The 20,548-nt window shown below is 65.2% G+C and carries 12 protein-coding genes and 1 pseudogene; 11 read left to right on the plus strand and 2 right to left on the minus strand.

The window, feature by feature from the left end; all coding sequences use genetic code 11:
- Window positions 1–224 precede the first annotated feature (224 nt).
- The 8 genes and pseudogenes from H8A95_RS18965 (at window position 225) to H8A95_RS19000 (ending at window position 9,041) form a co-directional block, all read left to right on the plus strand.
- Window positions 225–853: pseudogene (locus H8A95_RS18965) on the plus strand (hypothetical protein).
- 57 nt (window positions 854–910) lie between these two features.
- Window positions 911–1,357, plus strand: coding sequence for a DsrE family protein (locus H8A95_RS18970; RefSeq protein ID WP_229184494.1), 447 nt, complete (start codon window positions 911–913; stop codon window positions 1,355–1,357).
- A gap of 216 nt (window positions 1,358–1,573) precedes the next feature.
- Window positions 1,574–4,420, plus strand: coding sequence for a bifunctional transaldolase/phosoglucose isomerase (locus H8A95_RS18975; RefSeq protein ID WP_229184495.1), 2,847 nt, complete (start codon window positions 1,574–1,576; stop codon window positions 4,418–4,420).
- Between the two features lie 12 nt (window positions 4,421–4,432).
- On the plus strand, window positions 4,433–5,416 hold the full coding sequence (gene gnd / locus H8A95_RS18980; RefSeq protein ID WP_229184496.1) for a phosphogluconate dehydrogenase (NAD(+)-dependent, decarboxylating): 984 nt from the start codon (window positions 4,433–4,435) through the stop codon (window positions 5,414–5,416).
- Window positions 5,417–5,435: 19 nt separating this feature from the next.
- Window positions 5,436–6,929: a glucose-6-phosphate dehydrogenase gene (gene zwf, locus H8A95_RS18985; RefSeq protein ID WP_229184497.1), complete on the plus strand. Its 1,494-nt coding sequence runs from the start codon at window positions 5,436–5,438 to the stop codon at window positions 6,927–6,929.
- 1 nt (window position 6,930) lies between these two features.
- Window positions 6,931–7,683, plus strand: a complete 753-nt coding sequence (gene pgl, locus H8A95_RS18990) for a 6-phosphogluconolactonase (protein ID WP_229184499.1) — start codon at window positions 6,931–6,933, stop codon at window positions 7,681–7,683.
- Between the two features lie 66 nt (window positions 7,684–7,749).
- Entirely contained in the window at window positions 7,750–8,238 is a 489-nt protein-coding gene (locus H8A95_RS18995; RefSeq protein ID WP_229184512.1) for a gluconokinase, read from the plus strand.
- Window positions 8,235–9,041, plus strand: coding sequence for an HAD family hydrolase (locus tag H8A95_RS19000; protein WP_229184500.1), 807 nt, complete (start codon window positions 8,235–8,237; stop codon window positions 9,039–9,041). Before H8A95_RS18995 ends, H8A95_RS19000 begins: the two co-directional genes overlap by 4 nt.
- A 117-nt stretch (window positions 9,042–9,158) precedes the next feature.
- Here the strand turns inward: H8A95_RS19000 and H8A95_RS19005 are convergent, their stop codons facing one another.
- A complete protein-coding gene (locus H8A95_RS19005; RefSeq protein ID WP_229184501.1) occupies window positions 9,159–10,967 on the minus strand; it encodes a glycoside hydrolase family 15 protein in 1,809 nt (602 codons plus the stop codon).
- 15 nt (window positions 10,968–10,982) lie between these two features.
- A complete protein-coding gene (gene malQ, locus H8A95_RS19010) occupies window positions 10,983–12,932 on the minus strand; it encodes a 4-alpha-glucanotransferase (RefSeq protein WP_229184502.1) in 1,950 nt (649 codons plus the stop codon).
- Window positions 12,933–13,135: 203 nt separating this feature from the next.
- Between malQ and H8A95_RS19015 the strand changes: the two genes are divergently transcribed.
- The 3 genes from H8A95_RS19015 to glgB are packed head-to-tail and all read left to right on the plus strand — an operon-like array spanning window position 13,136 to window position 20,545.
- Window positions 13,136–15,085: an alpha-1,4-glucan--maltose-1-phosphate maltosyltransferase gene (locus tag H8A95_RS19015; RefSeq protein WP_229184503.1), complete on the plus strand. Its 1,950-nt coding sequence runs from the start codon at window positions 13,136–13,138 to the stop codon at window positions 15,083–15,085.
- Window positions 15,086–15,095: 10 nt separating this feature from the next.
- Complete coding sequence (treS, locus tag H8A95_RS19020) at window positions 15,096–18,401, plus strand: maltose alpha-D-glucosyltransferase (protein WP_229184504.1); 3,306 nt, start codon at window positions 15,096–15,098, stop codon at window positions 18,399–18,401.
- Window positions 18,398–20,545 carry a 1,4-alpha-glucan branching protein GlgB gene (gene glgB, locus H8A95_RS19025; protein ID WP_229184505.1) on the plus strand — a complete coding sequence of 716 codons (2,148 nt, stop codon included), beginning with the start codon at window positions 18,398–18,400 and terminating at the stop codon, window positions 20,543–20,545. Before treS ends, glgB begins: the two co-directional genes overlap by 4 nt.
- The last annotated feature ends 3 nt before the right edge of the window (window positions 20,546–20,548 follow it).

Here is a 20,548-nt window from a genome sequence, read left to right on the forward strand (position 1 = left end):
TCCCCATCCGGAGATGAACGTTGGGCTCCCTGAAAAGGTGTGGCTGTCCAGCCTTGGCGTCAAGATGCGTGCGTCACAGACTCGCATGAACAAACTGTCAGACGAGGTTGAACGTGCCTCCTTGTCGCCGCGACTAAGGCAACGAGCCCGCGCAGTTCCGCGCGGCACCATTGCCGCGCTGTAAAGATGACACTTTGGAGGCGCAGGCTATTCCCGAGGCGGTCATGAAGCAGACGTTTCTTGTTGTCGCACTTGCCGCCGCAGCCTGCGCCGGCGCGGCGTCGACCGTCCAGGCGCAGGAAGAGGTCGACAAGGCGGTCGACAAGGGCCTGGCAGCCGCCTCGACAACAGGATGTTCGCAGGCCCGCCCGGCGCGAAAGCCTATGCCTGCTTCGTGCGGCGATACGATGCAAATCATCTGGCGCAGCATCCGAAGCAGAAGGTCCGTTCGATGAAGCTTCTGGTGTCGGCCGAAGACGCACCGGAAGACAAGACCACCAACTACTCGTTCCGCCTCGGCGTCGCCTACCGCCACCGCTCCGGCAATTTCGACTCCAGCGGCTACTGCAACCACGCGGTCGCGACCGAATCCGGACACGAAATCCGCTTCGAATGCGGCGTGGATTGTGAGGGTGGCGGTATCAGCGTGGCGTTGTCGAAGGACGACAAATCCGCGATCGCACGCCTCGCCAGCATCAGGATGTGGAATCGCAACAAGCCCGACGTTGAGGCGAGCGAAGAGCTGCTCGCCGGCGCCGACGACAAGATCTTCCGCGTCGATCGCGTGGACCTGAGCGAATGCGCCGAACTCGTGACCGACCGCAAGGAACTCGCGGCGCTCCGTCACAAGTGATAGGCTTGCACAAGCGATAGGCTTGGTCAGGTCAACAATAATTGCGCGAGGGACGCCATGCACCGACGCAGCATCCTGTGGGGCACGCTCTCGGCGATCGGCGCCGCCTTCGCGGCGTCGCGGGCGACTGCCGCCACCGAACCATCGCCGCAGAAGCTGAGGATGGTCTATCACCTCGACGACCTCGACAAGGTCAGTTTCGTGATCGGCAACATCCAGAACCATCTCGACGGCGTCGGCGGCCCCGGCAATGTCACGATCGCGCTGGTGGTGCACGGCCAGGCGCTGAAGGCGTTTCATTCGTCAGGAGCCAATCCTGACCTGTCCAAGCGTGTCGGGCAGTTCAGCAAGGATGGCATCGAGCTCGCCGCCTGCGGCAACACCATGAAATCGCAGAACATCGGCCTGAAGGACCTGCTTCCCGGCTTCGTCGCCGCCGAGCGCGGCGGCGTGGTCCGCCTCGCCGAGTTGCAATCCCAGGGCTATCTCTACCTGCGGCCCTGACGCGCGGTCGCGCACCGCAACGCGTCATAAAAATGTGCTGAGTTCGGGGTCTGCTCGGACCGCGTCCGAGGGGATCGAACTGTTGTGAATGGCGTTATCCCTTGGGAATACTGATATTCCGCCCGGGCCACCAGCCATGTTGACAATCCCCCTCCGCGCCCGAAAGCTGCCCGAGAACCCAAAAATCGACCCTCGATCGAACGAGAACAGGCACCCATGAACCCCGTCAAAGCACTCGAAAATCACCGCCAGGCCGTCTGGCTGGACTTCCTCGCCCGCGGGTTCGTCGCCAAGGGCGACCTGAAGCGGCTGATCGAGACCGACGGCGTCAAAGGCGTGACGTCCAACCCCTCGATCTTCGAGAAGGCGATCGGCAGCTCGGACGAGTATGACGGGGCGATCGGCCAGGCCCTCAAGAAGGGCGACCGCTCGGTCGCCGACCTGTTCGAGCATCTTGCCGTCGCGGATATCCAGCATGCCGCCGACGTGCTGCGCCCGGTCTATGACCACAGCCATGGCGGCGACGGCTTCGTCAGCCTCGAAGTGTCGCCCTATCTCGCCATGGACACCAAGGGCACGATCGTGGAAGCCGAGCGGCTCTGGAAGGACGTCCACCGCAAGAACCTGATGGTCAAGGTGCCGGCGACGCCGGAAGGCCTGCCGGCGATCGAATATCTGATCGGCGAAGGCATCAGCATCAACATCACGCTGCTGTTCTCGCAGGAGGTCTATCGGCAGGTCGCCGAGGCCTATCTCAGGGGCCTGGAGAAGTACGTCGCCAAGGGCGGCGATCCCTCCCATGTGGCGAGCGTCGCCAGCTTCTTCGTCAGCCGCATCGACTCCGCCGTCGACAAGCAGCTCGACGAGAAGATCGCAAAGGCCAACGACCCGCACGAAAAGGAACGGCTCGCGGCATTGAAGGGCAAGGTCGCGATCGCGAATGCCAAGCTTGCCTACCAGGACTACAAGCGCCTGTTCTCGGGCCCGCGGTGGGACAGACTGACAGCCAAGGGTGCCAAGCCGCAGCGGCTGCTGTGGGCGTCGACCGGCACCAAGAACAAGGACTACAGCGACGTCCTCTATGTCGAGGAGCTGATCGGCCCCGACACCGTCAACACCGTGCCGCCGGCAACGCTCGACGCCTTCCGCGATCACGGCAAGGTCCGCGACAGCCTCGAGGAGAATGTCGAGGACGCCCGCCACGTGCTGGAGGAGCTGGAGAAGTCCGGCATTTCGCTCGATGCGATCACCGAGGAACTGGTGAAGGACGGCGTCAAGCTGTTCGCCGACGCGGCCGACAAGCTCTACGGCGCGGTGGCCCACAAGCGCGCCACCTCGCTCGGCGGCGGCATCGATCACCAGAAGCTGGCGCTCGGCGCCACCATTTCGAAGGCCGTCGAGAAGAGCACCGAGGAATGGCGCACGTCGGCCAAGATTCGCCGGCTCTGGCACAAGGACAAGTCGGTCTGGACCGGCGACGACGAGGACAAATGGCTGGGCTGGCTGACCAGCGCCGCCTCCGCCGATGTCGCCGACTACGAGGACTTCGCAGCGCGCGTGAAGGGACAGAACTTCACCGACGCCGTCGTGCTCGGCATGGGCGGATCGAGCCTCGGACCGGAAGTGCTGGCCCAGACCTTCCCGCACAAGTCCGGCTTCCCGCGGCTGCATGTGCTCGACTCCACCGATCCGGCGCAGGTGCGCGCGATGGAGGAGTATGTCGACATCGCCAGGACGCTGTTCATCGTCTCCTCCAAATCCGGCGGCACCACCGAGCCGAACGTGATGAAGGACTATTTCTTCGACCGGGTGGCGAAAGCGATCGGCAAGGACAAGGCCGGCCACCGCTTCATCGCGGTCACCGATCCGGGCTCGTCGCTGCAAAAGGTCGCGATCAAGCAGGGCTTTGCCCGCATCTTCTACGGCGATCCCGCGATCGGCGGCCGCTATTCCGTGCTGTCGCCGTTCGGCCTGGTGCCGGCGGCAGCCGCAGGCATCGACCTCCGCAGCCTGCTCGGCCATACGCTCGCCATGGTGCGCTCGTGCGGCGCCGACGTGCCGCCGCAAGAGAACCCGGGCGTCCAGCTCGGGCTTGCGATAGGCATCGCCGGGCTCGAAGGCCGCGACAAAGTGACGATCTTCGCCTCGCCCGACGTCGCCGATTTCGGCGCCTGGGCCGAGCAGCTGATCGCGGAGTCGACCGGCAAGGACGGCAAGGGCCTGATCCCGATCGAGGGCGAGACGATCGGCGACGCCGCGGTCTACGGCAACGACCGCTTCTTCATCGACCTCCGCACCGAGAGTGAGAGCGACGCCGCGCATGAGGCGAAGCTCGCCGCGCTCGAGGCCGCCGGCCACCCCGTGGTTCGCATCGTGATGAAGTCGATCGGCCATATCGGCCAGGAGTTCTTCCGCTTCGAGATCGCGACCGCAGTGGCGGGCTCGATCCTCGGCATCAACCCGTTCAACCAGCCCGACGTCGAGGCCGCCAAGATCAAGACGCGCGAGCTGACGGCGGCGTTCGAGAAGACCGGGTCGCTGCCGGCCGAGCAGCCGGTGGTGTCGGCTGATGACGTCGAGCTCTACACCGACGCGCAGAACGCCGAGGAGCTGCGCAAGGCCGGCGCCAATGGCGATCTCAATTCCTGGATCAGAGCGCATCTGTCGCGCTCCGGCCGCGGCGACTATGTCGCCCTGCTCGCCTATATCGAGCGCGACGGCGACACCATCGACGCCATGCAGGCAATGCGGCTGAAAGTCCGCGATGCCAAACACCTTGCGACATGCGCCGAGTTCGGCCCGCGCTTCCTGCATTCGACCGGGCAGGCCTACAAGGGCGGGCCCGACAGCGGCGTGTTCCTGCAGGTCACGACCGATGACGCCCAGGACCTGGCGGTGCCTGGCCAGAAGGCGAGCTTCGGCGTCATCAAGGCAGCGCAGGCGCGCGGCGATTTCGACGTGCTCACCGAGCGCGGCCGGCGGGCGCTGCGCGTGCATCTCAAGGGCGATCTCACCTCCGGGCTCGCGGCGCTCGACGCCGCGATCTCGGCTGCACTGAACTGACGGAGGCCCACGATGCAACTCGGCATGATCGGCCTCGGGCGGATGGGCGGCAACATCGTCCGCCGCCTGATGACCCAGGGCCACACCACCGTGGTCTATGACAAGGACCCCAAGGCAGTCGCGGCGCTGGTCGCGGACAACGCCACCGGCGCCTCGTCGCTGGAGGATTTCGTCCTCAAGCTGGAAGCGCCGCGCACCGCCTGGGTGATGCTGCCGGCCGGCAAGATCACCGAAGCCACCATCGAGGCGCTCTCGAAGCTGATGCAGCCCGGCGACGTCATCATCGACGGCGGCAACACCTTCTGGCAGGACGACGTCCGCCGCGGCAAGGCGCTCAGGGAGCGCGGGCTGCATTACGTCGATGTCGGCACCAGCGGAGGCATCTGGGGCATCGAGCGCGGCTACTGCATGATGATCGGCGGCGACAAGCCGGTGGTCGACCGGCTCGACCCGATCTTCAAGACGCTGGCGCCCGGGATCGGCGACATCCCGCGCACCCAGGGCCGCGACGGCCGCGATCCACGCATCGAACAGGGCTACATTCACGCCGGCCCAATCGGCGCCGGGCATTTCGTCAAGATGATCCACAACGGCATCGAATACGGCCTGATGCAGGCCTATGCCGAAGGCTTCGACATCCTGAAGAACGCCAACATCGAGGCGCTGCCGCCGGAGCATCGCTTCGATCTCGACATCGCCGATATCGCTGAGGTCTGGCGGCGCGGCAGCGTGATCCCGTCCTGGCTGCTCGACCTCACCGCTTCGGCGCTGGCGCAGAACCAGACGCTCGACAATTATTCCGGCTTCGTCGAGGATTCCGGCGAAGGCCGCTGGACCGTCAATGCCGCGGTCGACGAGGCCGTGCCGGCCGAGGTGCTGACGGCCGCGCTCTACACGCGCTTCCGTTCGCGCAAGGATCACACCTTCGCGGAGAAGATCCTCTCGGCGATGCGCGCAGGTTTTGGCGGCCACAAGGAACCGCCGAAGAAGTCTTGAATCGAACGTGGAAGGTCACGTGCAGAAGAAACCCGACCCTTGCTCCTTCATCGTCTTCGGCGCCACCGGTGATCTGACGCACCGGCTGGTGGTCCCGGCGCTCTACAATCTCGCTGCCGGCAATCTGCTGCCGGACAAGTTCTGCGTCGTTGGCATCGCTCGCAAGGGTATGTCGAGCGAGCAGCTGACCGACAGCCTGCTGCAAGGGTTGCGCAAGTTCGCCACCCGTCCCGTGGACGAGGCGATCGCGAAGCGGCTGTTCGAATGCGTCACCGCGATCGAAGCCGATCCGAGCGATCCCGGGTCTTTCGATGCCATGAATGAACGACTCGACAAGCTCGAGAAGGCGCGCGGCACCGGCGGCAACCGTCTGTTCTATCTCGCGACCCCGCCAAAGGCCTTCCTGCCGATCAGCGAGCAGCTCGGGCGCACCGGCATGCTGGCGGAGAACGGCGTCTGGCGGCGACTGATCATCGAAAAGCCGTTCGGGACCGATCTGGCATCGGCTCGGGCGTTGAATGCCGCGCTGCTGAAGCTGATGGACGAGCACCAGATCTATCGGATCGACCATTACCTCGGCAAGGAAACCGTCCAGAACATCCTGGTGCTGCGCTTTGCCAACGGCATGTTCGAGCCGATCTGGAATCGCAACCACATCGACCACATCCAGATCACTGTCGACGAGAAGCTCGGCGTCGGCCATCGCGGCAGCTTCTACGACGCCACCGGCGCACTGCGCGACATGGTGCCGAACCATCTGTTCCAGCTGCTGTCGCTGGTGACGATGGAGCCGCCGGCGCGCTTCGACGCCCATGCGGTGCGCTCGGAGAAGGCCGAGGTACTGAGCGCGATCCAGACCCAGACCGAGCAGGAAGCATTGTCCAACTCGGTGCGCGGCCAGTATCACGCCGGCCGGATCGGCGACACCGAGATCGAGGACTATCTCAAGACCCCGGACGTCAAGCCCGATAGCTGGACTGAGACCTATGCCGCGCTGAAACTGACCATTGACAATTGGCGCTGGGCCGGCGTGCCGTTCTATCTGCGCACCGGCAAGGCCCTGACCACCAAACGCACCGAGATCGCGATCAAGTTCAAGCAGGCGCCGTTCGCGATGTTCCGCGACACGGCGGTCGACCGCCTGTCGCAGAATTACCTGGTCATCTCCACCGAGCCGACCGAAGGCATCGAGCTGCAGTTCAACACCAAGGTGCCGGGCCCGGCCATCAACATCGACGGCGTCGAGATGAAGTTCCGCTACAAGGACTACTTCAAGGCCGAGCCGTCGACCGGTTACGAGACGCTGATCTATGACTGCATGATCGGCGACAATCTGCTGTTCCAGCGCGCCGACAGCGTCGAGGCCGGATGGACGGCGGTACAGCCCTTCATCGACGCCTGGAAGACTGCCGGCGGGCGCGGCCTGCAACCCTACAAGGCCGGCAGCGAAGGCCCGGAGGCTGCCAACGCGCTGCTCACGCGCGACGGCCGCAGCTGGCGGAAGCTGGGCTGACATGGCTACGCCCGGCGAGCGCACAATCATCACGGTCGCCGATCCGGCAGCACTGGCGAAGACGGCCGCCGAGCGGGTGATCGCCAGGATCGACGAGAACAGCGGCCGGATCGCGATCTGCCTCACCGGCGGCTCCAGCCCCAAGGCGCTCTACCAGCTGCTGGCGACACCGGACTATCGCCAGCGGATTCCGTGGGACCGGATCGACTGGTTCATCGGCGACGAGCGTCTGGTGCCGCGCAAGGACCCGTTGCACAATATGGCCATGGCGCGCCAGGCCTTCCTCGACCGCTGCGCGCCGGCGGCGAATGTGCACCCGATCGCGACCGATACCGCCGATCTCAGGGACCCCGACGTCAGCGCGGCGCTGTACGAGAACGAGCTGATGGCGTTCTACGGCGCCGAGCAGCTCGATCCGAAGCGGCCGCTGTTCGACCTGGTGCTGATGGGCATCGGGCCCGACGGCCACACCGCCTCGCTGTTTCCCGGATATCCGGCGGTCGAGGAAACCCAACGCTGGGTGGTCGAGGTACCCAAAGCCAATGTCGAACCGTTCGTGCCGCGGGTGTCGCTGACCCTCCCCACGCTTGCCTCCTGCCGCGAGATGCTGTTCGAGGTCGCGGGCGAAAACAAGCGCGCGATCTTGACGCGCCTGTTCGCAGGCGAGAACCTGCCGGCAAACCGCGCGCGATCGCTGGGCGAGACCGTCTGGCTGATCGATCAGGCCGCGTTGCCGGAGGATTTTCGTGGATGATTTTCTTGATGAGCTTCTTGGGTGACCTTCTTGGGTGAGGAGCAAAACCCCTGCGCACTGGTCGTGATGGGCGTCTCCGGATCGGGCAAGAGCACCATCGCCGACCGCCTTGCAATCCGGATCGGCTGGCGCTTCGAGGACGGCGACAGCTTTCATCCGCCGAGCAATGTCGCGAAGATGCATTCCGGCCAACCGCTCACCGACGAGGATCGCTGGCCTTGGCTGCGCGCGATCGCCCATGAGATCGACCGCACCTGCGGCGTCCGCGAGCGCGCCGTCATCGCCTGCTCCGCGCTGAAGCGCAGCTATCGCGACATCCTGGTGCATGGCCGCCAGGATATCCGGATCGTCTTCCTCGACGGCACGCAGGAGCTGATCGCCGGGCGGCTGGCCGCGCGCAAGGACCATTTCATGCCGCCGGGCCTGCTCGCGAGCCAGTTCAGGACGCTGGAGCCGCCGACGCCGGACGAACGCCCGATTACGGTCGCGATCGACCGATCGGTCGACACCATCATCGAAGACATCGTCACTCAATTGAAGCTGGACCGCTCATGACCCGCATCGCCCTTGTCGTATCCGATGTCGACGGTACGCTGCTCACCAAGGACAAGACCTTGACCGACGGCGCCCTGACGGCGGTACGCAGGCTGCACGTAGCCGGCATCGGCTTCACCATCGTCTCCAGCCGGCCGACCATCGGGATGGGCTTTCTGGTCGCGCCGCTCGCGATCACGCTGCCGATCGGCGCCTTCAACGGCTCGTCGATCGTCGATCCGCAACTGAAGCCGCTCGAGCAGCATGTGATCCCCCCGGCCGTGGCCAAGCGCTGCATCGATTTGCTCCGCGAGCGCGGCATCGATATCTGGCTGTTCACCAACGACCGCTGGCTGACCCGCAATCCTGATGGCGAGTACAACGCGCACGAAAAGCGCGCGATCAAGCATGACCCGACCATCGTCGAGGATTTCGCACCCTATCTCGACCAGGCCTGCAAGATCGTCGGCGCCAGCTCGGATGCGCCCCTGCTGCAACGCTGCGAAGCCGACATGCAACAGATGGTCGGCCGTGACGCGACCGCGGTCCGCTCGCAGACCTATTATCTCGACGTCACCCCGCCCGGCCACGACAAGGGAACCTTCGTCGAGGGCATCGCGAAGCGTCTCGGCGTGCCGCTCGAAAATGTCGCTACGATCGGCGACATGCAGAACGATCTGTCGATGTTCGCGCGTAGCGGAATCTCGTTTGCGATGGGCAATGCCGGCGATGATGTAAAGGCGCGCGCCACGCATGTCACTGAGACCAACGAGAACGACGGTTTCGCGCGCGCGATGGATGTCGTGCTGACGACGGGCCGCTAAAGCGCGATGAGATTGGGTTGAATCGTCATCGCGCTTTAGCTCCTTGTTTGAGCATGACCCTTTCGGAAAACCGCTTCGCACTTTTCCGGATCATGCTTTAAGCCACGATCCGGAAAATCAGGTCGACCGCTGCACCGCAGGCTTCTCGGCGTCGGCCCTTGCGGCACTGAGATTGTGCGCGGTGTTGATCAGCGCGATATGGGTCAGCGCCTGCGGGAAGTTGCCGGTCTGCCGGCCGGCGCCGGAATCGAATTCCTCCGCCAGCAGCCCGAGATCGTTGGCGACCGCCACCACGCGGTCGAACATGGTCTGCGCCTTGTCGACGTCTCCCGCCAGCACATGGGCGTCGGCGAGCCACAGGCTGCAGGCCAGGAACGCGCCCTCGATCGGCTGGATTTCATCGGATACCTCGCGCGGATCGTGACGCAGCACGAACCCGTCACGCATCATGTGCCGGTCGACCGCCTCGATCGTGCCGCGAATGCGCGGATCGGTCGGCGGCAGGAAGCCGACCGACGACAGCAGCAGCAGGCTGGCGTCGAGCAGCTTTGAACCATAGCTCTCGACGAAGCTGTTGAGACCGGAGTCGAAGCCCCGTTGGCAGACGTCGCGATGGATCGCCTCGCGCAGCACCCGCCATTTGACCAACGGCGCCTTGAAGCCGAACCGCTCGGCGCTCTTGATGGCGCGGTCGAACGCGACCCAGCACATCACCTTGGAGAACACGTAGTGTCTGGGCGTGCCGCGGCGCTCCCAGATGCCGTGATCCGGCTGGTCCCAGACCTCGGCGAGATGATTGACGACGGTACACTCCAGCGACCAGTTCTCCTCGTCGAGCTTCAGCCTGGCCATGCGGGACTGGTGGAAGGCGTCGATCAGCTCGCCATAGACGTCGAGCTGGAGCTGCGCATGCGCAGCGTTGCCGACGCGAACCGGCGTCGCCCCCTCATAGCCGGGCAACCATCCGGCTTCCCATTCCAGCAGGCGACGCTGGCCGAGAATGCCGTACATGATCTGCATGTTGGCCGGCGCGCCGGCCGCAGCCCGCAGCAGCCAGTTGTGCCAGGCCGCCGCTTCCTCGGTATATCCCGAATTCATCAGCGCCAGCAGCGTGAAGGTGGCGTCGCGCAGCCAGCAGAACCGATAGTCCCAGTTCCGCGCGCCGCCGAGCTTTTCCGGCAATGACGTGGTCGGCGCCGCGACGATGCCGCCGGTCGGCCTGAAGGTCAGCGCCTTCAGCGTAATCAGCGAGCGCATCACGAGGCCGCGCAGATCACCGCCGTCGTAGGTCGAGCGGCTGCACCATTCCCTCCAGTAGTCCTCGGTATCCTTCAGCGCCGCCTCGGGATCGATCGGCGCCGGCACCGGCTGAAAGGACGCGCCGTAGGTCAGCACGAACGGCACGGTGTCGCCCTCGCCGATCTCGAAATCGGCGAGCGTGGTCAGGTCCTTGCCTGATGTCGCGACCGGCGTGCGCAGCACGGTCATGTCCTGCCCGCTGATCGCGAGCAGCCCCTCGCCGTCCGGATTCTTCTTCACCCAGGGCACGTCGACGCCGAAGCCGAAGCGGATCACCAGCTCCATGTGCATCTTGACGCGGCCGCTGATGCCGCGAACGAGGCGGACCACGTCGGAAGCGTTGCCGCGCGGCGGCATGAAGTCGATCAGCGCGACCACGCCGCCCTCGGTCTCGAACCGCGTCTCCAGGATCAGCGTATCGTCCAGGTAGCGGCGCGAGGTCCGCTTGATCGTCCCGGCCGGCGCCAGCTGCCAGCGGCCGTTCCGTGACGTGCCGAGCAGCGCCGCGAAGCAGGCATCGGAATCGAATGCCGGCCAGCACAGCCAATCGATCGAGCCGTCGCGGCCGACCAGCGCCGCCGTCTCGCAATCGCCGATCAGTCCATAGTCTTCGATCCGGGAAGCCACACACCGTGCTCCGCGTTAGCCTGCGTGCGACCGCTCACGGGTTGCGCGCTTGAGCGCGTCGGGGTCGATCGCCGACGCGAGTTGCTCGAGCAGGACCGGCAGCCGCCGCTTCCAGTTCGGATGCTCGCAGACGGTGCCGGGGATGTTCGGCTGCTCGACGATGCCGAGCAAATCCTCCATCGAAACCGCCATCATCCGCGACCGCGTCCGTGCCATGAAGCTCACCACCGAATAGAAATCGTTGTGGTGGATGTCGTGCCGGCGCAGCACGTCGTCGAGCTGACCCAGTGCGTCCCAGCGCCCCTGGTCGGTCTCGCCGGGGTCGATCCCGAGCGCGCGCTTGGTCTTGAGGTCGCTGAACGAGCGCCAGCCGGCATAGGTCGAGAGATCGTGGGTGTTGAAGGTGACCAGCGCATTCGGCAGATAGTAGTCGGCGTTGCGGAAGGCGCGCTGGTCATCCTGCTCGAACATCATCACAAGATAGGACCAGATACCCCAGCCACTCATCTGCTCGCGGAAACCCGGCGGCACGGTGCCGAGGTCCTCGCCGATGACGACGCAGCGGCTCGCCACACTCTCCTGCGCCGTCGCGGCCAGCAGCGCCTCGAACGGCATCAGCACATAGGCGCCGTTGGCCGGGCCGAAGCCGCGCGGCACGAGATAAAGCCGCTTCAGCCCGAAGGCATGGTCGAGCCTGATCGCGCCGGCATGGTGCATCGAGGCGCGCAACATCTGCCGGAACGGCTCGAACAAACGCTGTTCGAGGCCGGCGGCGTTGAAGCCGGCCAGCCCCCAATCCTGGCCCGCGGTGTTGAGCGGATCGGGCGGCGCGCCAACGCCGAGATGACGCGAGATCGCGACCTGCTCATTCCATGCGTCGAAGCCATCCGACTGCACGCCGACGGCAACATCGAGATAAAGTCCGACCCGCATGCCGAGCTTGTGCGCGAGCGCCTGGCAGGCGCCGAGCTGCCGATCCGCGGTCCATTGCACGAATTCAACGAATTCGACCTCAGTGGCGGTGTCGCGCGCCCGGCGCAATTTCGCGCACGCCGTATCGTTGGGCTGCCGCCATTCGTCCGGCCATTCCCACCACGGCGTGTTGAATTTGTGCCGCATCACCTCGAAGCAGGCGAAGCGCGACAGCAGCACGCCCTGCTCCTTGCGATAGGCCTCGAAATCCTGCCAGCGGCCGAGGCCGGGATTGGCCTTGAAGGCTGCGAAAGCCGCGCGCAGCGCGGGCCATTTCAGCGCCGCGGCACCGACATAGTCGACCATGTCGCGGCTGCGGAGCTGCGCCAGCGCGGCTTGGGTTTCGGCATCGGCGCGGAATTCGGGAATCTTCGCGACGTCGACATAGAGCGCGTTGAGGAACAGCCGGCTGTTCGGCGAATACGGGCTGCAATCGCCCGGCCGATCGTCGAACAGCGCATGCAGCGGATTGAGCCCGATGCCATCGGCGCCGAGCCGATGGGCGAATTCGAGCAGGCCCTGCAAATCGGTGAAGTCGCCGATGCCCCAGTTGCGCGCGGACCGCACGCCATAGAGCTGGACCGCGATCACCCAGCAGCGGTCGAACGCGCCGCCGAATGCGCCGTCCGGCGCCACCAGCAGCGGCAGCTCCTCGCTGCCCGATGCGTCCTTGAGCTGCAACCGGTGCACGCCCTCGGGCAGGCCCGACGGCCACGTCACACTCCGCTCATGCGCCTCGCCTTGCGCGAGCACCGCAGTGCCGTTGGTGAGCTTCCATTGCACCGGAAGCCGGGCCGTCTCCGCGAGCTGCGTCTGTCCGCCATGGCCGCCTCTGACGACCACGGGATCGGCGATCATCCGACGCGGCGTCTGGGGCGGCAGCGCCGCGAGGATCGCCGTCAGCGCCTCGGGGGTTGTCACACGGCGGTGACCGCTACCATCGATATACTCGGTCTGGATTCCCAGGGTCTGGGCTTTGGCGTAAAGGTCCATTCGGCACGCTGCTTGCTCGCAACGGTATTGGGATCGTTGCTAAATTGTACAGATACGGGAAAGGGATAGTTGATGTTCAACGCTCCACCCTATCCGGCGTTCCCACCGGGAACCATTGCCCGGCGAGCGGCTTTCTATATGGGTCTGGCGTGCCTCCTTCCCGGCGCCGGGACTTCATTTGCCTATTCAATGGCGGCATCACCGTGAACAAAACCGCCCGGCCTGTCGAGAGTGCCTACGGCACTTTTCATATTACCGATGTCTATCCGTCGGTTGATGGCGGCCGCTTTGCGGTCAAGCGCATCGCGGGCGAACCTGTCGAGGTGTGGGCCGATATCTACCGTGACGGACATGATGTGATCGCAGCGGCATTGGTGTGGCGGCATGAGGGCGATGGCGAATGGCAACACGCGCCGATGATGCCGCACAGCGACGACCGCTGGGGCGGCAGCTTTGTGCCCGGCCGGCCGGGCCGCTACAGTTTCGCGATCGAGGCCTGGACCGACGACTTCGCCAGCTGGCGGCATCGCTTCGAGCAGAAGCAGCGCGACGGCTGTGACCACACGCTGGATGCGGTCGAAGGCGCGGGCATGCTGACCCAGGCGCAGGCCGGGGGACCTGCCGCAGCCGCAATCATCATCAGGCAGTGCGAAATCTTTCTGCAGACCGGCGAGCCGGGCGCGCTGCTCGCACCCGAATTGCGGGAGGCGATGGCCGGCAGCCAGTTTCGCCGCGACCTGGTGCGATCGCAGCTTTATCCCCTGACCGCGGACCGGCCGCGGGCGCGCAGCGGCGCGTGGTACCAGATGTTTCCGCGCAGCCAGGGCAGGACGCCCGGTGCGCATGCGACCTTCAACGATTGCATCGCCCGGCTTCCCGACATCGCCGCGATGGGCTTTGACGTCCTGTTGCTAGCACCGATCCACCCGATTGGACAGACGCACCGCAAGGGCCGCAACAATGCCGCCATCGCGCAGCCAGGCGATCCCGGCAGCCCCTATGCGATCGGCGCGGCCGAGGGCGGCCACGACGCGGTGCATCCGGAGCTCGGCACGCTCGACGACTTCCGCGCTTTCGTGGCGGCATGCCACGCCCATGGCCTCGAGGTGGCGCTCGATTTCGCCGTGCAGTGCTCGCCCGATCATCCCTGGGTGACCGCGCATCCGGAGTGGTTCAAGCGGCGTCCGGACGGATCGATGCGCACCGCCGAACATCCGCCGCAGCGCTGGGACGATGTCATCAATCCGGATTTCGGATCCAAGGACGCAGCCGCGCTATGGCGTGCGCTGCGCGATGTGGTGCTGTTCTGGGTCGAACAGGGCGTCACGATCTTCCGGGTCGACAATCCGCACACCAAGCCGCTGGCATTCTGGGAATGGCTGATCCGCGAGGTGCAGGACCGCGATGCGGATGTGCTCTTTCTTTCCGAAGCCTTCGCGCGGCCGAAACTGATGAAGGGTCTCGCCAAGCTCGGCTTCACGCAGTCCTACACTTACTTCACCTGGCGCACCCAGCGCGTCGAGCTCGAACAGTATCTCGGCGAGTTGACCTCGTATCCCGAGCGTGACTTCTTTCGGCCGAATTTCTTCGTCAACACACCCGACATCCTGCCCTTCCACCTGCAAAGCGGCGAGTCCTGGATGTTCAAGTCGCGTCTCGCGCTGGCCGCGACGCTTTCAAGCAGCTACGGCATCTATAGCGGCTTCGAGCTACTCGAGCACACGCCGGTCCCCGGCCGCGAGGAATATCTCAACTCCGAGAAATACGAGATCAGGGTTCGCGACTGGGATCAGGTGGGGAACATCAAGCCCTATATCGCGGCCCTCAACCGAATCCGGCGCGGCAATCCGGCCCTGCAACAATTCGCCAATCTGCGCTTTATCAATGTCGATGACGGTGGCGTGATCGGTTTCATCAAGGAGGCCGCCGATCAGGGCAATGTGATTGCGGCTGCGATTGCATTGTCGGGCGAGCCGCGCGAGGTCTGGCTTCCGCTCGGCGACATCATGGTCGGCCGCGGCGAGGCCCGCCGCCCCGTCACGGAAGTGGAAGACCTCGTCACCGGCGAGCGCCACCTGCTCGAATGGGGAGGCATTCGCCTGCATCTCGATCCTGCGCGCGATCCCGCGTTGCTGTTGCGCTGTGTCGCCTGAAGGAGCTTTCATGAACGTATTCTCCTCCGTCGATGCCGAGGTGAAGGTCGCAACCGAGACCGCGGACCAACTCTGGTACAAGGACGCGATCATCTACCAGCTGCACGTCAAGGCGTTCGCGGACAGCAACAACGACGGCATCGGCGACTTTGCGGGGCTGACGGAGAAGCTCGGCTATCTGCAGGAGCTCGGCGTCACCGCGCTGTGGCTGCTGCCGTTCTATCCCTCGCCCGGCCGCGACGACGGCTACGACATCGGCGATTATGGCGACATCAATCCCGATTTCGGGACGATGAAGGACTTCAAGCGCTTCATCCAGGAAGCCAAGAAGCGCGGCCTGCGCGTCATCACCGAGCTGGTCGTCAACCACACTTCGGACCAGCATGCCTGGTTCAAGCGTGCGCGCCGCAGCCCGCCGAATTCCAGCGCGCGCAGCTGGTATGTCTGGAGCGACACCGATCAGAAGTACCTGGATACGAGGATCATCTTCACCGATACCGAGAAGTCGAACTGGACCTGGGATCCGGAGGCCGGCCAGTTCTACTGGCACCGCTTCTTCTCGCACCAGCCGGACCTCAACTTCGACAATCCGCGCGTGGTGCGCGCCATCGTGCAGGTGATGAAGCGCTGGCTCGACACCGGCGTCGACGGCTTCCGGCTCGACGCCATTCCCTATCTGTGCGAGCGCGACGGCACCAACAACGAGAACCTGCCGGAGACGCATGCCATCATCAAGCGGCTGCGCCAGGAGCTCGACGCCTATGCCAAGGGCAAGATCCTCCTGGCCGAGGCCAATCAATGGCCGGAGGACGTGCAGGAATATTTCGGCCATGGCGACGAATGCCACATGGCCTATCACTTCCCGCTGATGCCGCGCATCTACATGGCGATCGCCCAGGAAGACCGCTTTCCGATCACCGACATCCTCCGGCAGACGCCTGACATTCCGGCCGCGGCCCAGTGGGCGCTGTTCCTGCGCAATCACGACGAACTGACGCTGGAAATGGTCACCGACGTCGAGCGCGACTATCTGTGGTCGACCTACGCCAACGACCCGCGCGCCCGCATCAATGTCGGCATCCGCCGTCGCCTCGCACCGCTGATGGACAATGACCGGCGCAAGATCGAGCTGATGAACTCGCTGCTGCTGTCGTTCCCCGGCACGCCGATCATCTATTACGGCGACGAGATCGGCATGGGCGACAACATCTATCTCGGCGACCGCAACGGCGTGCGGACGCCGATGCAATGGTCGCCGGATCGCAATGGCGGCTTCTCGCGTGCCGATCCCGCGCGGCTCTACGCACCGATGATCATGGACCCGGTCTACGGCTATGAGGCCGTCAATGTCGAGGCGCAGTCGCGCAGCCTGTCGTCGCTGCTCTCGGCGACCAAGCGGCTGATCGCGGTGCGCAAGTCGACGCTCGCCTTCGGGCGCGGCACCATGACCTTCATCCGCCCGGAGAACCGCTCGGTGCTCGCTTATGTGCGCCAGTACCAGGGCGAGGTGATCCTGTGCGTCGCCAATCTGTCGCGCTCGGCGCAGGCTACCGAGCTCGACCTCTCCGCCTTCAAGGACCGCATCCCGCTCGAGATGCTCGGGCGCACGCGCTTCCCGGCGATCGGCGAGCTGCCCTACATGATCACGCTCGCCCCTTACGGCTTCTACTGGTTCCAGTTGCAGGAGCGCGACAAGTCCGAGCCGGTGACGCCACGGGCCGTGCCGGAATTCGAGACGCTGGTGGTGCCGCTCAATTCGACCTGGACCTCGCTGGCGCGCGAGCGCGGCGTGTTCGAGCACGACGTGCTGCCCGGCCATCTCGCCCGTACGCGCTGGTATCCGGAGCATTCCGCCAAGGCGATCCAGCCAACGCTGGTGTCGGCGATCCCGTTCTGCGACGTCGGCGACAACAGGCCCTGGCTGATCGTCTTCGAGACCACGCAGCGCGGTACCACCAGCCGCTACGTGCTGCCGATGCAGATCGAGTGGGTGCGCTTCGACCGTGAACGCTACAATCCGCGCGCTTTCGCCGCCGTGCGCCAGGGCGCGCGCGAAGGCACGCTGCTCGACGTCGCCACCGACCAGATCTTTACCGGCCTGTTCCTGCGAAACTTACGGGAAAACCTCACAGTCGACGAGGGCGAGCAGGGCCTGAAGCTCGAATTCCGGCCGACCAGCCGCTTCTCCGACCGGCCGGTGCGGCAGCCCGAGCGCATCCGTGTGTTCGAGAACGATCAGCCACATTCGACCGCGCTGGTCGACAACGAATATGTCACCAAGATCTACCGGAAGCTCGAGGTCGGCATCAATCCGGAGATCGAGATGGGCCGCTTCCTTACCGAAGTGGTCGCCTTTCCGAACACGCCGGCTTTGCTCGGCACCTCCGAACTGGTCGAGGGCGACAAGCGCAGCGCGGTCGCCGTGCTGCATGCGATGGTGGTCAACCAGGGCGACCTCTGGACCGTCGCGGCCTCGCATCTCGACCGCCTCATCGAGCGACAGCGCCTGCTGGCGGCGAGCGAACGTCCGGAGGAGAATGGCGATCATGCGACCTGGCTGCGCCACATGTCGCACGGCGGAAAGCACCTCGCCGAGCTGCACATCGCGCTCGCCAGCAATCGCGACCTGCCGGACTTCGCGCCCGAGCCGACCAGGCCCGAAGACCTGCAGCGCTGGATCGACGAGATCATGGCGCGTGCCGAGCGCGTGTTCGACACGCTGAAGCAGCGCCGCGGCTCCCTCAAGGAGCCCGAGCGGCTGCTGGCCGATCAGTTGCAGGCCCAGCACGACATGCTGCCGGAGCGGCTGAAGGCGCTGCTGCCGCGCGAGACCGACGGCTTCAACATCCGCCATCACGGCGACCTGCATCTCGGCCAGCTCCTGGTCGCCAAGGACGACATCTTCATCATCGATTTCGACGGCGGACCCGGCCGCACCATCGCCGAGCGGCGGCGCAAGGCGCCGGCGGCCCGCGACGTCGCCGGCCTGATCCGTTCGATCGACTATGCCGCGACCGCGGCGCTGGAACGCGCGCTCAGGGTCGCGCCCGACGAGAGCGGCAGGCTGAGCCTGGCTCTCGCCGAATGGCGCGACCAGGCCACGGAGGTCCTTTTGACCGCCTATCGCGAGACCATGGCCGGACAGCGCCTGTGGCCGGCAGACGCCAGGGCGGCCGACCGACTGCTCAACTTTTTCCTGCTTGAGAAAGCCTTCTACGAGATCGAGTATGAGCTGGCCAACCGGCCGGATTGGCTCCGCGTCCCACTGACTGGCCTGTTGAGACTCCTGGCCCAACAGCCGCATGAGGTTGCATGACCAAACTGCCCGCCGAGGCCTATGCCATCATCGAGGGCCGCCACTCCGATCCCTTCCACTATCTCGGGCTCCACGCCGAGGGGGATCGCAACGTCGTGCGCGCCTTCCTGCCTGATGCCAGCAATGTCGAGGCGATCGGCGAGCATGGCGAGGCGGCGCCGCTGGCCAAAATCCATGACGCAGGCCTGTTCGCGGGTCCCTTGCCGAACGGCTCGACGCGCTACCAGCTCCGCGCCCGCTTCGGCGACAACGTCGTCGAGCTGGAGGATGCCTACCGCTTTCCGCCGATCCTGAGCGATTTCGATCTCTATCTGCTCGGCGAAGGCACGCATCTGCGCGTCTACGACACGCTCGGCGCCCATCCGATGACGCTCGACGGCGTCGACGGCATCGGCTTCGTGGTGCTGGCGCCCAATGCGCGGCGGGTCAGCGTGGTCGGCGACTTCAATTTCTGGGACGGACGGCGGCATCCGATGCGGGTACGCGGCCCGGGCTATTGGGAGCTGTTCATCCCGCGCGCACGCGTCGGCGACCACTACAAGTTCGAGATCATCGGGCGCAACGGCCAGCATCAGCCGCTGAAGTCCGATCCCCTGGCGTTCGCCGCCGAGGTGCGCCCGAAGACCGCCTCGATCGTGCTCGACGAGCGCAAGATCCCGCATCCGCGCCCGGCGCCCGATCGCGTCAACGCGCTGAGCTCGCCGATGTCGATCTACGAGGTTCATCTCGGATCGTGGCGCCGCAAGGGCCGCAACGAGTGGCTGACCTATCGCGAGATGGCGGAGCAACTACCGGCCTATGCCCGTGACATGGGCTTCACTCATGTCGAATTCCTGCCCATCACCGAGCATCCATTCGACGGCTCTTGGGGCTATCAGCCGACCGGCATGTTCGCGCCGACCAGCCGGTTCGGCTCGCCCGACGATTTCGCCGCGCTGATCGACGCCTGCCACGGCGCAGGGGTTGCCGTGCTGCTCGACTGGGTCCCCGGGCATTTCCCCGACGATCCCCACGGTCTCGGCAATTTCGACGGCACCGCGCTCTATGAGCACGCCAATCCGCTGCAAGGCCGCCACCTCGATTGGGGCACGCTGATCTACAATTACGGGCGCACCGAGGTCACCAACTTCCTGGTGTCGAATGCGCTGTTCTGGCTCGATCGCTACGGCATCGATGGGCTGCGCGTCGATGCCGTCGCCTCGATGCTCTATCTCGACTACAGCCGTCCCGCCGGTGGCTGGATCCCGAACAAATATGGCGGCCGCGAGAATATCGAGGCGATCGATTTCCTGCGCCGCTTCAACACCGAGCTGTTCGCACATTTTCCGCAGGCAACGACGGCGGCGGAAGAGTCCACGGCGTGGCCGCAGGTGTCGCGCCCGGTCGAATATGGCGGGCTCGGCTTCGGCTACAAGTGGAATATGGGCTGGATGCACGACACGCTGAAATATATCGGCAAGGATCCCATCCACCGCAAATTCCATCACGGCGACATCCTGTTCGGCTTGCACTACGCCTTCTCGGAGAACTTCATCCTGCCGCTGTCCCACGACGAGGTCGTGCACGGCAAGCGCTCGATCCTCGGCCGCATGCCCGGCGACGACTGGCAGCGCTTTGCCAATCTGCGCGCCTATTACAGCTTCATGTTCGGCCACCCCGGCAAGAAGCTGATGTTCATGGGCTGCGAGTTCGGCCAGGAGCGCGAGTGGAATCACGACCATTCGATCGATTGGCATTTGCTGCAACAGCCGAGGCATAGCGGCATCCAGAACCTGGTCCGCGATCTCAATCGGCTCTACCGCGCGCTGCCGGCGCTGCACGAGCTCGACTGCGACCAGGCCGGGTTCGAATGGGTCGTCACCGACGACGCCAACAACAATGTGTTCGGCTGGATCCGCAAGGGCAATGACGCGCGCGCCCGCTGCCTCGTGGTCCTGAACTTCTCGCCCAACGTCTATCGCAACTATCGCGTCCGGGTGCCGTTCGCAGGCAAGTGGCACGAGGTGTTCAACTCGGATTCCTCCCATTACGGCGGCACCAATGTCGGCAATGTCGGCGAGGTCCGTGCCTCGGAGGGCGCCACGCCGGAGCTCAGCCTCACCATTCCGCCGCTGGCAGCGATCTTCCTCGTACCGGAAAGCTGATTC

Source organism: Bradyrhizobium oropedii, assembly GCF_020889685.1.
GTDB lineage: Bacteria > Pseudomonadota > Alphaproteobacteria > Rhizobiales > Xanthobacteraceae > Bradyrhizobium > Bradyrhizobium oropedii.